Below are 12,523 nucleotides of genomic sequence, written 5' to 3'. Positions count from 1 at the left end.
GAAGCATGGTCACTGACATGGTCTCCACCGACAAGCGGGCCGCGGCGCCCTCGACCGACGACCCGCAGGCTTCGCCGGCGAAGCCCGGCGGCACGGCGAAGCGCCAGCTGCCGGCCTTCGCGATCATCGGCGTGCTGAGCACGCTGTTCTACCTCGGGCTGTACGTGGTGGCGCGGTGGGTGGTCGACCCGCAGATCGCCAACCTGATCGCGCTCGCGGTCAGCGCCGTCGCCAACACGGCCGCCAACCGGCGCTTCACCTTCGGCATCACCGGCTCGGAGGGCGCCCTCAAGCACCAGCTGCAGGGGGCGGTGGCCTTCCTGATCGGCCTCGGCCTGAGCAGCGGAGTGCTGGCCCTGCTGGACTACGCGGCGCCGCACGCCTCCAAGGTGGTCGAGGTCGGCGGCCTGATCGTGGCCAACGGCCTGGCCACCGTGGTGCGCTTCCTGCTGATGAAGGTCTGGGTCTTCAAGGGCTGAGCCCGGCCCCCTGAACGACGGGAGCGCCCGGTCGCGAACCCCTTCGGGGGGTTCCGCGACCGGGCGCTCCTCGTTCGTGCGGGTGCTAGGCGGAGACGGTCGGCGGCCGGACGGCCTCCGGCTCCCGGCTGTGCGCCTGCTCGGCGCCGGCCGGGGCCTCGGCGGCCGCCTGCGGCACGGGGGCGCCGTAGCGGGCCTTGAGCTTGCGGATCGGCCCGGGCGTCCAGTCCTTGAGCTTCATCATCGGGGACTCGACCAGGTGCCAGGACAGCGCGGCCAGGACGACCGTCGCGGTGATCGCACAGGCGAAGAAGCCGAGCTTGCCGTACTTGGCGTAGCCGAGCATGGCCAGCGCCTGCTCGACGGTGAAGCCGTAGATGTAGATGCCGTACGAGTAGTCCCGCTTGCGCCCGATCTTCTGGAACGGCCGGGGCAGCCGGACGGCCAGCCAGAACAGCAGGTACGCGAAGGCCGGGTAGCCGATCACGAAGACCCCGCCCCACTGCAGCGTGGCCAGGAAGGCCACCGCGGCCACCAGGGCCAGGCCGTCGTGGATCGGGATGCGCTCGCGGTAGAGCTGCACCGTCGCGCCGAGCAGGAAGACGAAGCCCAGGTGGATCAGGAAGTGCATGCTCAGGGGGCCTATGAACGGCACGTTGAGGCCGGAGCCCTGGTCGCCGGGGATGCCGCGCCAGGTGGGCGAGTTGATCCAGTCGTTGAGGATCAGGACCCAGAGCGCGGTGGTCACCAGCGGCAGGAAGCGGCGGGCCCGGAGCAGGACCCCGCCGGCCGCGAGGAGGCCGACGACGACGTAGCAGAGGATCTCGTACTTCAGCGACCACAGCGCGCCGTTGACGCTCTGGTCGAAGTTGGTGTGGTTGTTGATGCCCCAGCGGATGACGCCGGAGACGTCCCAGCCGCCGGTCAGCGAGGTGTCCCAGGTGCCCTTCAGGTACGTCTTCGGGCCGGCCGGGTGGTTCCAGAAACCGTCCAGGGTGTGGTGCTGCCAGCGGTACAGCAGCGGCATGATCACCAGGGTCGAGACGACCAGCGAGCCCCACAGGCCGGGGAGGATGCGCAGCGCCCGGTGCCAGGAGAAGCGGCCGATGGTGGTGCGCCTGCCGCTGCCGGTGATCATGAAGCCGGACATCACGAAGAAGCCGATGACAGCCATCTTCCCGATGTCGGTCTGCTGGCCGCTGCGCTCCCACAGCGGGTCCAGGTGCCCCCAGGCCAGCGGGTAGACGTGCGAGACCACCACGGAGGTGGCCATCAGCAGGCGCAGCAGGCCGAAGCTGTTGGCACGGCCGGAGAACAGCTCGGCCAGCGTGCCCCGTGAGTGGAACAGACTGCGCGGTGTCATGAGGTTCCTCTGGGACTGGACTGGATCGGGGCTCCGCCGGTGGCGGAAGGCGCCGGAGGGTGGGTCCTCCGGCCGCCGGTGGCTGCCGGCGGGGGCAGCCCGGTGCTACGCGGCCGGGGCGGCCGTCCGGGCGAGCCAGAGCTCGCGGACGGCCTCGCGCAGGGTGCGGCGGGGGGTCCAGCCGAGGCTCTCGCGGGCGACGGTGACGTCGAGCTGCTGCCACTCGGTCTCCGGGCCGGTGCCCTCCGGGGCCGGGACCTCGGTGATCTCGGTGGGCACGCCGCTCTCCTCGATGAGGAGCTCGACCAGGTGGCGGGCGGTGGAGGCGCTGCCGGTGCCGACGTTGACGACGGCCGGGGCCGAGCGGTCGGCGGCGGCGAGCAGGACGGCGTCGAGGGTGTCGGTGAGGTCGACGAAGTCGCGCAGGGCGGTGAGCGGCTGGAGCGAGAGCTGGGCCGTCTCGCCGGCCAGGCGGGCCGCGTCGAGCTTGGCGGCCATCACGCCGAGCAGGCTGTGGCCGGGCTGGCCGGCGCCGACGACGTTGCCCAGGCGCAGCACGACGCCGCTGATCCGGCCGGCCTCGACGGCGCGGACGACGGCCTCGGTGGCGGCCAGCTTGAGCTTGCCGTACTCCATCACCGGGGCGGCCGGGTCGCTCTCGTGCTGGCTGGTGCCGACGGGGGCCATGCCGTACTCGTGGACGGTGCCCAGGTGCACGAGCCGGGCGGGGGAGTCCATCGCGGCGACGGCCTCGATCAGCCGCTCGGTGAGGACGACGTTGGCCTGGTACATCTGCTCGTCGTCGAGCCCCCACATGCCGCCGGCCGCGTTGACGACGGTGTCGACGCCCTCGCGCTCCAGCAGCGCGGTGAGCTCGGCCGGGTCGCCGTTGGACAGGTCGAAGGCGACGAAGCGGCCGGGCGCCGGGTCGGCGGGGGCCTTGCGGGCGAGGCTGACCACCTCGGCGCCCTGCGCGAGCAGGCGGGCGCCGAGCACCCGGCCGATGAAGCCGGTGCCGCCGAGGACGGCCACCCGGGCCGGGGCCGTGTGCGGTGCGCTCATTGCGGAGGTCTCCAGGGGTTCAGGGGTACTCGAAGAGGGGTCAGCGCGGTCGGCGGGCCGTGCTGGTGGCGTTGCGCAGCAGCGCCTTGGCGCCCTGCCACTGGCCGGCGCGCATCGCGCCGGGGACGAGGGTGAGGGCGTGGATGCGGGCGGACAGGTGCATCCGGGAGGCACGGGCGGCCCGCGACCAGCCCTGGGCGTCGAGGCGGTCGGCGGCGTCGAGGAAGTAGCGCCGGGCCTCGGTGAAGCGGGTGCCGCTGAACGCGGAGGAGGAGGAGATGCTGACGGCGTGCCGGCGGTACTGGAAGACCCGCTTGTCGTCGATCACCATCTTCTCGCCGGCCTGCAGCAGGTCGATGACCAGGGCGAGGTCCTGGATGATCTCCAGGTTGTCGCGGAAGCCGGTGGTCTTCACGGCCTCGGTGCGCCAGCAGATCGACGGGAAGTACAGCCAGTTGCCCTTGAGCAGGCTGACGGCGAGGTCCTCGCCGCCCATCAGCACCCGGCCGCGCTCCTTGGGCGCGTAGATGCGGCGCTTGGACTCGTCCACCAGCGAGTTGCTGGGGCGGCCCTCGCCGTCGATGACCTGGACGCCGGGCTGGATCATCGCGACGCCCGGGTACTGGGTGAGGACCGAGCGGATCGTGGCGACGTACTCGGGCAGCATGACGTCGTCGGTGCCCATGAACACCAGGTGCTCGTGCTCGGCCAGGCCCAGGCACTTGCGGTAGTTGCCGGTGACGCCGAGGTTCTGCTCGTTGCGGAAGTAGCGCACCCGGGGGTCGTCCAGCTCGGCGAACCACTCCGGGACCCCGGGCTCCTTGCCGTCGTCCACGACGGTCAGGCGCCAGTCCGGGTCGGTCTGGGCCAGCACGCTGCGGACCGCTTCCTGCATCAGTGCGACGTCACCGTAGTACGGCAGCAGGATTTCCAGGGTGGTCATGGTGGAGGCACATCCGGTGGTCGGTTCGGGGCCGGCGGGCGGGGCGGGGCCCCGCGGCGCGCCCATCATACTGAGCCGCGCGGGGGCCTCCGCGGACGGCGATGCCCGGACCGGCTCCGGTCCGGGCACCGGTCGGGTTCAGCTGTTGCGCAGGCTCTCGGTGTACGCGCGGCACTTCTCGTACTCCGGCAGCAGACCGCTCGCGATCGCCTCGGCGAGCGTGGGCGCCGCGGCGTCCCGGGCGGACAGCTGCGGGGCGTCGGTGGGCCACTCGATGCCGAGGTCCGGGTCGAGCGGGTGCACCGCGTGCTCGCCGGTCGGGTTGTAGGTCTCGGAGCAGACGTACGACAGCGTGGCGTCGTCCGACAGCGCGCAGAACCCGTGGCCGAGGCCCTCGGCGATGTACACCGACTTGCGCTCGACCTCGTCGAGGCGCACGAACTCCCACTTCCCGAACGTGGGGGAGCCCACCCGCAGGTCGACGATCACGTCGAGCACGGCGCCGCGCACGCAGCTGACGTACTTGGCCTGGCCGGGCGGGACGTCGGCGAAGTGGATGCCGCGCACGACGTCCTTGGCGGACACCGACAGGTTGCCCTGGGCCAGGCGCAGCGGGTGGCCGACGACCTCCTGGAGGTGGTCGAAGCGGTACCACTCCATGAACAGGCCGCGGGGGTCGCCGTGCTGCTGCGGGGTGACCTCGAAGGCGCCCTCGATGGACAGCTCGCGGAACTTCACTTGGCCGCCTCCTCGTCCAGGAGCGCGATCAGGTAGTCGCCGTAGCCGCTCTTGCACAGCGGCTCGGCCAGCTCGCGCAGCTGCGCGCCGTCGATCAGGCCGGCCCGCCAAGCGGCCTCCTCGATGCAGCCGATCTTGAAGCCCTGGCGCTCCTCGATGACGCGGACGAACTCGGACGCCTGGACCATCGAGACGAACGTGCCGGTGTCCAGCCAGGCGGTGCCGCGGTCGAGGACGGTGACGTGCAGCTCGCCGAGCTTGAGGTACTCCTCGTTGACGGCGGTGATCTCCAGCTCGCCGCGGGCGCTCGGGGTCAGGCCGGAGGCGATCTCCACGACGCGGTTGTCGTAGAAGTACAGGCCCGGCACGGCGTAGCGGGACTTGGGGGCGGTCGGCTTCTCCTCGATGGAGATGACCTGGCCCTGGTCGTCGAACTCGACGACGCCGTAGGCGGTCGGGTCGGCCACGGGGTAGGCGAACACCATGCCGCCCTGCGGGGAGGTGCGCTCGGCGAGGCGGGTGCCCAGGCCACTGCCGTGGAAGATGTTGTCGCCCAGGATCAGCGCGACGGGCTCGTCGCCGATGAAGTCGGCGCCGAGGACGAAAGCCTGGGCGATGCCCTCGGGCTTCTCCTGGACGGCGTACTCCAGCTTCAGGCCGAACTGGGAGCCGTCGCGGAGCAGGCGCTGGAACTGGTCCTGGTCCTGGGGGGTCGTGATGATCAGGATCTCGCTGATCCCGGCCATCACCAGGGTCGACAGCGGGTAGTAGATCATCGGCTTGTCGAAGACCGGGAGGAGCTGCTTCGAGACAGCCCGGGTCAGCGGCCAGAGTCGGGAGCCGGTGCCGCCGGCCAGAAGGATTCCACGCATACCGCGCAGCTTATGTGAGGTCCGAGGGCCCCCGCCGACCCGGGGCGGAGGGTTCACGCCACCCCGGTAGACTGCCCGCACTATGCGCATCCTCGTCACCGGCGGCGCCGGCTTCATCGGTTCAGAGTTCGTCCGCCAGCTGCTCGGCGCCGACGCAACGGACCAGATCACCGTCTTCGACAAGCTCACCTACTCCGGTGTCGAGGCCAACCTGGCCCCGGTCGCCGACCACAGCGGCTACGCCTTCGTGCGCGGCGACATCTGCGACGCCGAGGCCGTCGACCAGGTCATGCCCGGCCACGACGTCGTCGTCCACTTCGCCGCGGAGTCGCACGTCGACCGCTCGATCGAGGGCGCCGGCCCGTTCGTCGTGACGAACGTCCTGGGCACCCAGGTCCTGCTGGACGCGGCCCGCAAGCACGGCGTCGCCCGCTTCGTCCACGTCTCCACCGACGAGGTCTACGGCTCGATCTCCGAGGGCTCCTGGACGGAGGAGTGGCCGCTGGCCCCCAACTCCCCGTACTCCGCCTCCAAGGCCGGCTCCGACCTGCTGGCGCTCGCCTACCACCGCACCCACGGCATGGACGTGGTGGTCACCCGCTGCTCCAACAACTACGGGCACTACCAGTTCCCGGAGAAGGTCATCCCGCTGTTCACCACGAACCTGCTGGACGGCAAGAAGGTGCCGCTGTACGGCACCGGCGGCAACATCCGCGACTGGCTGCACGTCTCCGACCACTGCCGCGGCATCGAGCTCGCCATGCGCAAGGGCCGCGCCGGCGAGGTCTACAACATCGGCGGCGGCACCGAGCTGACCAACAAGGAGCTCACCGAGCTGCTGCTCCAGGCCGCCGGCGCGGACTGGTCCTCGGTCGAGCCGGTCGCCGACCGCAAGGGCCACGACCTGCGCTACTCGCTGGACATCACCAAGATCAGCGAGGAGCTGGGCTACGCCCCGCAGGTCCGCTTCGAGGACGGCCTCGCGGCCACCATCGCCTGGTACCGCGAGAACCGCGCCTGGTGGGAGCCGCTGAAGGCCAAGGCTTCCCTGCGATGACGAACCCGGTGGCCAAGCTGCTGGGGGCGCTGCCCCCCGGTGTGCGGCTCGTCGCGGGGGGCACCGTCGTGCTCGGTGCCTCCTCGTACATCTTCCTGGCGCTCGCCGGGCACGGCTTGGACACCACGAAGGTGGCCGGGGTCTCGATGCTGTGGACCCTGGTCATGTCGGTCGGATACGGCCTGTTCTCGCCGGTCGAGCTGGAGCTGAACCGGCTGGTGGCCGCCCGCGACGTGGCCGGTCAGGGCCCCGGGCCGGCCATCCGCCGGGTGCTGCTGGCCACCGTCGTCGTGCTCGCCGTGGTGCTGGCCGGCGTCGCGGCCGCGGCCCGGCCGATCGCCGACCGGTTCTTCTCCGGCGACCTCGGCCTGGTGGCCGGCATGGGCGGCGCCCTGGTCGGCCTGGCCGTCAGCTCGGTGGCCCGCGGCGCGCTCGCCGGCCTCGGCAAGTTCGGGGCGTACGGCCTCCAGCTGGGCGTCGACGGCGGCCTGCGGATCGGCCTGGCCGCGCTGATCCCGCTGTTCGGCGTGCACTCGGCCTTCGCCTTCAGCCTGATCCTGGTGGTCTCCCCGCTCGCCGCCTCGGTGATCGGGATGCGCTCGGTGCTCGCCGACCGCCGCGGCGGCCCGGCCCCCGCCTGGCGCGACGTCGTCACGGGCCTGGGCCTGCTGACCGGCTCCACCCTGCTCGCCCAGCTGATGGTCAACGCCGCGGTCGTCAGCGTCGGCGTGCTGTCGCCCTCCTCCAAGGCGCTGATCGCCGCGCTGCTCAACGCCGTGGTGCTGGCCCGCGTGCCGCTCTTCGCGTACGCCGCCATCCAGGCGTCGCTGGTTTCCTCGCTCTCCGGCGCCGCGGCGGCCGGCAACCACGGGGAGTTCCGCAAGGTGCTGCTGCGCACCGGCGGCATCGTGGTGCTGATGTGCACGGCCGCCGGGCTGCCCACCGTGATCCTCGGTCCGTGGGCGATCCGGCTGTTCTTCAAGGCGCAGGACGTGCTCGGCCCGCTCGACTTCCTGTGGCTCTCGCTCGGCACGCTCTGCTACATGCTCGCCACCGTCTTCGGCCAGGCGCTGCTCTCGCTGGGCCGCCACCAGCGGCAGTTGCTCTCCTGGCTGGCCGGCACCGCGGTGCTGGTCGCGGTCACCCTGGGGCCGGGGGCGATCGCCACCCGCGTCGAACTCGCCTACCTGGCTGGTGCCGCCGTGAGCGCGGCTGCCATGCTATGGGCGCTGAGCCGCTCCCTCGCCGCTCCGGTGGACGCCGTGACGGATCAGCGGGCACCTCTGGCGGCGTCCCGGTCGTCCGAGGTCTGAGTCTCGAGCCGAGGTCCCGTCAACCCGGGGCCTAGCACAACCGGCGGCGGCAAGCGCGTTACGCCACGCCTTTTACACTGTGATTACTTGGCCACGCCACTGTCGCTGAAAGGCGCCCCCAGTCGTGCAACTCACCATCATCACCTCGATCACCGGCGTGCTGGTGCTCGTCTACATCCTGGAGCTGCTGCGCCGACAGCAGCTCCGGGAGAAGTACGCGGCGATCTGGCTCGCGATCGGCGTCGTCGTCGCACCGCTCGGGTTCTTCCCCACGATCCTGGACTCCACCGCCCGCAAGCTCGGCATCGCCTCCGGCGTCAGCCTGGTCCTCTTCGCGGGCTTCGTCCTCCTGCTGCTGGTCTCGCTCCACCTGAGCTGGGAGGCTTCCCGGCTGGAGGCCGAGACCCGCACCCTGGCCGAGGACGTGGCGATGATGCGCGCGTACCTGGCCGAGCACCACGACTACCCGATCGCGCGCAGCAACAACGACGCCACCAAGGCGACCGACCCCGGGGTGACGGCATGATCGACGGCAAGCGGGTACTGATCATCCTCCCGGCCTGGAACGAGGCCGAGGGACTGCCCAAGATCCTCCGCGAGATCCAGCAGAAGCTGCCGGGCGCGGACACCCTGGTCGTCGACGACGGCTCGGTGGACGACACCGCGGCCGTGGCCGCCGCCCACGGCTCCAAGGTCGCGCAGCTGCCGTACAACCTCGGCGTCGGCGGCGCCATGCGCTTCGGCTACCGCTACGCGCACCTGCACGAGTACGACATCGCCCTGCAGTGCGACGCCGACGGCCAGCACGACCCCAGTTACGTCCCCTCGCTGATCGCCAAGCTCGACGAGGCCGACCTCGTCATCGGCGCCCGCTTCGCCGGCGAGGGCTCCTACAAGGTGCGCGGCCCGCGCGCCTGGGCCATGAAGCTGCTCTCGGTGGTGCTCTCCCGCGTCGCCGGCACCAAGCTCACCGACACCACGTCGGGCTTCAAGGCGTGCAACAAGCCGATGATCGAGTTCTTCTCGCAGTGGTACCCGGTGGAGTACCTGGGCGACACGATCGAGAGCATGGTCGGTGCGGCCCGCTGCGGCTTCGTGATCCGGCAGGTCCCCGTCGCCATGCGCGAGCGCACCACCGGCACCCCCAGCGCCTCCCCGATCAAGGCGACCATCTACCTCGCCCGCGCCGGCCTGGTCCTCCTGCTGGCGATGATCCGCCGGATGCCCAAGCACATCAAGGAGATCCAGCCCGCCCCCAAGAAGGCTGCTGCGCCCAGCCGGGAGCTCGCCGGCCGCCGCTGAACCGGGCGGCGCCGCAGGGGCGTGTAAGGCTGTGGGACCGTTTCTCTCACGGGTTCCGTACAACTTGTTAGCGTGAGCTCCACGAAACCGGTCACCAGAGGGCGGGCGTCCCCGGACGCCCGCCCCGGCCGCGATCCGGGCCGGACGGCCTGCCGGGTCTCTCGCAGAGCCGGACTATCCACGGGAAGAGTCGGACTTCAGTGCAGACATCAGCAGAGATCGTCGAGGAGCATCGCGGCGCTGCCCGGGCGAGCACGTCGCCGGCGGACGGGGAGCGCGCGCCGGAGTGGTTCCGCAGGGCCGCGGCGAGGTTCGACGAGCTCAGGACCCGCCGCTGGTTCTGGCCGGTGGCGCTGATCGTCGGCTACGCACTGGAGGTGGCCTTCCGCCTGGCGCTCGTCAAGGGCCTGAGCTTCCCCACGGTGCACCCCGACGAGGACTCCTACCTCGTGCTGTCCCGGGTGCTGGCCGGCCGCTCGGTCACCGAGATCCCGGTCGGCGAGGTCATCCCCGCCGGGTACCCGCTGCTGATCTCCCCGGCGCTGCGGCTCACCTCCGACCCGGTGCTGGGCTACCAGCTGATACTCGGACTCAACGCGCTGATGAACGCGTTGGTCTTCCCGCTGGCGTACGCCGCGCTGCGCCGCCTGGGCGTGCGCCGGCTGCTGGCGTACGTGTTCGGCGGCGTCACGGCGCTGCTGCCGCCGGTGATCTTCTACTCGCAGTACGCGATGTCGGACGTCGTCCTGCCGGTGCTCGTCCTCGCCTGGCTGCTCTGCATGCACGGCTGGCTGAGCGAGGGCACCCTGAAGCGGCGCTGCTGGTACGCCGCCGGGATGGGCGCGGCGGCCGGATACGCGATGGCCACGCACGACCGCGGCACCGTGGTGGTCGCGGTGACGGCCGTGGTGCTGCTCGGCGTGCTGGTGCTGCGCTGGGCGCCGTGGCGGGCCTCGGCGGTGGGCCTGCTCGTGCTCGGGGCGGGCGCGGTCTTCGCGAAGGCGCTCGCCTGGTGGCTGCGGCGGACGTTCTCTGTGGGCAAGAGCAAGGTCAGCGACCACCTGATCGAGGGCCTCACCAACGGCGACATCCTCCAGCGCACCCTGACCCGGACCATCGGTCAGATCTGGTACTTCATCGTCTCCACCTGGGGCATCGCGGGCCTGGCCATCGTGGTGTGCGTGTTCGCGGTGTTCAGCGGCCGGTTCAGACGCCCGGACCGCGTGGTCGGCGGCGTCATGGTGGCGCTGCTGGTCGGCACGGCGTTCGCCGCCGCGGCGACGCTTCCGGACGACGGCCGCCTCGACGACTGGGTCTACGCCCGGTACGTGTCCTACCTGGTGCCCTCCCTCTTCCTGACGGGCACCGCTCTGCTCGCCCGCCTCGACCGCAAGCGGGTCGTCTACACGGCGCTCGCGGCGGTCGGCCTCACCCTGGTGCTCGCCCAGGGCGTGATCATGTCGGCCGGCTCGAAGCTGCACAGCCAGATATTCGTGCTGTGGGGCGTGCCGGACGCCGCCTTCCTGGCGGGGGACTGGTCGAAGCTCAACATGCTGCGGTCGACGTTCGCCGCCTTCGTGATCCTCGCGGGCGTCGTCCTGCTGCTGGTCGCCGGCGGCCGCAAGGTGCTGTGGGCGCTCGGCGTCTCGCTGGCGCTGTTCGCCTGCTTCTCGACCTTCACGATCAGCGAGCAGATCACCCACCCGTACGCGAAGGAGCGCAAGGTCGGCGCCACCGGGTTCACCAAGGCCGCCGGGATCAAGCCGGGGGACAACGTGGTGTTCGCCTGGGACCTCGACTGGGGCCTGCGGGCGACGCAGGCGTACGAGGTCATGCCGGGCCGGATCTGGAGCAGGGACCCGCGCTGGCAGGAGGTCCCCGCCGAGGCGACGGTGATCGTGACGCCGCTGCCGGCCGCCGGGACGCCGGAGTCGTACTGGGCGGACCGGCCGAACGTCTGGTACGTCGACCGAACGAACCCGGACGGCAAGTGGATGGTCTGGCGCAAGAAGCACTGACCTGCTCGGTCGCCGAGCAGTCACCCCATCGGGGCCGGTGAGCTACCTCTCACCGGCCCCGATTGGTGTTTGGGCTGCTCCATGTGGCAGTATGTCCAAGTTGCTCGGTTGAGTGCCGATGCTGCGCGCCTCCCGCCGGGAGGACCGGAAGCGAGTCCCATGTACTCGTCGTTCCCGTGATGGCCGTCAAGCGTGAGTTCTACGCCACGGCAGCTGCGGGGCGGACGTACGGGAATCTTCCGGGAAGCGTGTGCGGGGCCTCGATCCGGCTTCCCCCATCCCGAAAGTTTGAAACCGACGATTTCTTCGCCGGTTTTTTGCAAGCGCGAGAGCGACACGCCCGAGCGCGGGGGTCGGAGGGGAACTCGTAAAGCGACTAAGGACAAAGGACTACTGAGTAGCCATGGCGGGACAGAAGATCCGCATCCGGCTCAAGGCCTACGACCACGAGGTCATCGACTCCTCGGCGAAGAAGATCGTCGAGACGGTGATTCGTACTGGTGCGCAGGTCGCAGGCCCGGTGCCGCTGCCCACTGAGAAGAACGTGTACTGCGTCATCCGCTCGCCGCACAAGTACAAGGACTCGCGCGAGCACTTCGAGATGCGTACTCACAAGCGTCTGATCGACATCCTCGACCCCACGCCGAAGACGGTTGACTCGCTCATGCGTCTCGACCTGCCGGCGGGCGTCGACATCGAGATCAAGCTCTGAGAGGCGCACCGAAGATGGCTAAGCAGATTAAGGGCATCCTGGGCGAGAAGCTCGGCATGACCCAGGTCTGGGACGAGAACAACCGGGTTGTCCCGGTGACCGTCGTCAAGGCTGGGCCCAATGTCGTGACCCAGGTCCACACCGCCGACAGCCCGGCCGGCTACGACGCCGTCCAGATCGGCTTCGGCGAGATCGACCCCCGCAAGGTGAACAAGCCCCTCGCGGGTCACTTCGCCAAGGCCGGTGTCACCCCGCGCCGCCACCTGGTCGAGCTCCGTACCTCGGACGCGTCCGAGTACACCCTGGGCCAGGAGATCACCGCCGAGCTGTTCGAGGCGGGTGTCAAGGTCGACGTGACCGGCACCTCCAAGGGCAAGGGCTTCGCCGGTGTCATGAAGCGTCACAACTTCAAGGGCCTCGGCGCCGGTCACGGCACCCAGCGCAAGCACCGCTCGCCCGGTTCCATCGGTGGCTGCGCCACCCCTGGCCGTGTGTTCAAGGGCCTGCGCATGGCTGGTCGGATGGGCCACGAGCGTGTGACCACCCAGAACCTGACCGTGCACGCGGTCGACGCGGAGAAGGGTCTGCTGCTCATCAAGGGCGCCGTCCCGGGCCCGAACGGCGGCCTCGTCCTCGTCCGCACCGCGGCGAAGGGGCTGTGAAG

At 70.7% G+C, this 12,523-nt stretch carries 13 protein-coding genes; 8 read left to right on the top strand and 5 right to left on the bottom strand.

What is annotated here, in order from left to right; genetic code table 11:
* Positions 1-17 precede the first annotated feature (17 nt).
* On the top strand, positions 18-479 hold the full coding sequence (locus tag IH61_RS0100490) for a GtrA family protein (RefSeq protein WP_031063082.1): 462 nt from the start codon (positions 18-20) through the stop codon (positions 477-479).
* Positions 480-564: 85 nt separating this feature from the next.
* Here IH61_RS0100490 and IH61_RS0100485 read toward each other — a convergent pair whose 3' ends face one another.
* The 5 genes from IH61_RS0100485 to rfbA form a co-directional block, all read right to left on the bottom strand.
* Positions 565-1,842: an acyltransferase family protein gene (locus IH61_RS0100485; RefSeq protein ID WP_051836046.1), complete on the bottom strand. Its 1,278-nt coding sequence runs from the start codon at positions 1,840-1,842 to the stop codon at positions 565-567.
* 105 nt (positions 1,843-1,947) lie between these two features.
* Positions 1,948-2,904: an NAD-dependent epimerase/dehydratase family protein gene (locus IH61_RS0100480; RefSeq protein WP_037971187.1), complete on the bottom strand. Its 957-nt coding sequence runs from the start codon at positions 2,902-2,904 to the stop codon at positions 1,948-1,950.
* Between the two features lie 40 nt (positions 2,905-2,944).
* Positions 2,945-3,847, bottom strand: a complete 903-nt coding sequence (locus IH61_RS0100475; RefSeq protein WP_031063073.1) for a glycosyltransferase family 2 protein — start codon at positions 3,845-3,847, stop codon at positions 2,945-2,947.
* A gap of 138 nt (positions 3,848-3,985) precedes the next feature.
* Positions 3,986-4,585, bottom strand: coding sequence for a dTDP-4-dehydrorhamnose 3,5-epimerase (gene rfbC / locus IH61_RS0100470; protein WP_031063070.1), 600 nt, complete (start codon positions 4,583-4,585; stop codon positions 3,986-3,988).
* Positions 4,582-5,457 (bottom strand): glucose-1-phosphate thymidylyltransferase RfbA, encoded by an 876-nt coding sequence (gene rfbA, locus IH61_RS0100465; protein ID WP_031063068.1) that lies wholly within the window; start codon positions 5,455-5,457, stop codon positions 4,582-4,584. Before rfbA ends, rfbC begins: the two co-directional genes overlap by 4 nt.
* A gap of 82 nt (positions 5,458-5,539) precedes the next feature.
* On the opposite strand from rfbA, the gene rfbB reads away from it, so the two are divergent.
* From rfbB to rplC, 7 genes are all read left to right on the top strand, one after another.
* Positions 5,540-6,514 carry a dTDP-glucose 4,6-dehydratase gene (rfbB, locus tag IH61_RS0100460; protein WP_031063066.1) on the top strand — a complete coding sequence of 325 codons (975 nt, stop codon included), beginning with the start codon at positions 5,540-5,542 and terminating at the stop codon, positions 6,512-6,514.
* Positions 6,511-7,827 carry a hypothetical protein gene (locus IH61_RS0100455; RefSeq protein ID WP_051836045.1) on the top strand — a complete coding sequence of 439 codons (1,317 nt, stop codon included), beginning with the start codon at positions 6,511-6,513 and terminating at the stop codon, positions 7,825-7,827. Before rfbB ends, IH61_RS0100455 begins: the two co-directional genes overlap by 4 nt.
* Before the next feature lie 124 nt (positions 7,828-7,951).
* The gene (locus IH61_RS0100450) at positions 7,952-8,353 is read left to right on the top strand and encodes a DUF2304 domain-containing protein (protein WP_063763109.1); all 402 of its coding nucleotides are present in this window, start codon (positions 7,952-7,954) and stop codon (positions 8,351-8,353) included.
* Positions 8,350-9,129, top strand: a complete 780-nt coding sequence (locus tag IH61_RS0100445; RefSeq protein ID WP_031063061.1) for a glycosyltransferase family 2 protein — start codon at positions 8,350-8,352, stop codon at positions 9,127-9,129. Before IH61_RS0100450 ends, IH61_RS0100445 begins: the two co-directional genes overlap by 4 nt.
* A gap of 200 nt (positions 9,130-9,329) precedes the next feature.
* Positions 9,330-11,147 carry a phospholipid carrier-dependent glycosyltransferase gene (locus tag IH61_RS0100440; protein WP_158844491.1) on the top strand — a complete coding sequence of 606 codons (1,818 nt, stop codon included), beginning with the start codon at positions 9,330-9,332 and terminating at the stop codon, positions 11,145-11,147.
* A gap of 403 nt (positions 11,148-11,550) precedes the next feature.
* Entirely contained in the window at positions 11,551-11,859 is a 309-nt protein-coding gene (gene rpsJ, locus IH61_RS0100435) for a 30S ribosomal protein S10 (RefSeq protein WP_012785157.1), read from the top strand.
* A 14-nt stretch (positions 11,860-11,873) separates the two neighbouring features.
* Positions 11,874-12,521 (top strand): 50S ribosomal protein L3, encoded by a 648-nt coding sequence (gene rplC, locus IH61_RS0100430; protein WP_031063055.1) that lies wholly within the window; start codon positions 11,874-11,876, stop codon positions 12,519-12,521.
* Positions 12,522-12,523 lie beyond the last annotated feature (2 nt).

The sequence above is a fragment of the Streptomyces sp. NRRL WC-3742 genome (assembly GCF_000720635.1).
Taxonomy (GTDB): domain Bacteria; phylum Actinomycetota; class Actinomycetes; order Streptomycetales; family Streptomycetaceae; genus Kitasatospora.
Note: the sequence above shows the minus strand (reverse complement) of the source record. Positions and strands in the feature narration are given on the sequence as shown.

Bases quoted from the DNA above. Each gene is read 5' to 3' on its own strand.
- IH61_RS0100490 (WP_031063082.1), top strand. From the start codon at position 18: ATGGTCTCCACCGACAAGCGGGCCGCGGCGCCCTCGACCGACGACCCG.
- IH61_RS0100485 (WP_051836046.1), bottom strand. From the start codon at position 1,842: ATGACACCGCGCAGTCTGTTCCACTCACGGGGCACGCTGGCCGAGCTG.
- IH61_RS0100480 (WP_037971187.1), bottom strand. From the start codon at position 2,904: ATGAGCGCACCGCACACGGCCCCGGCCCGGGTGGCCGTCCTCGGCGGC.
- IH61_RS0100475 (WP_031063073.1), bottom strand. From the start codon at position 3,847: ATGACCACCCTGGAAATCCTGCTGCCGTACTACGGTGACGTCGCACTG.
- rfbA (WP_031063068.1), bottom strand. From the start codon at position 5,457: ATGCGTGGAATCCTTCTGGCCGGCGGCACCGGCTCCCGACTCTGGCCG.
- rfbB (WP_031063066.1), top strand. From the start codon at position 5,540: ATGCGCATCCTCGTCACCGGCGGCGCCGGCTTCATCGGTTCAGAGTTC.
- IH61_RS0100455 (WP_051836045.1), top strand. From the start codon at position 6,511: ATGACGAACCCGGTGGCCAAGCTGCTGGGGGCGCTGCCCCCCGGTGTG.
- IH61_RS0100445 (WP_031063061.1), top strand. From the start codon at position 8,350: ATGATCGACGGCAAGCGGGTACTGATCATCCTCCCGGCCTGGAACGAG.
- rpsJ (WP_012785157.1), top strand. From the start codon at position 11,551: ATGGCGGGACAGAAGATCCGCATCCGGCTCAAGGCCTACGACCACGAG.
- rplC (WP_031063055.1), top strand. From the start codon at position 11,874: ATGGCTAAGCAGATTAAGGGCATCCTGGGCGAGAAGCTCGGCATGACC.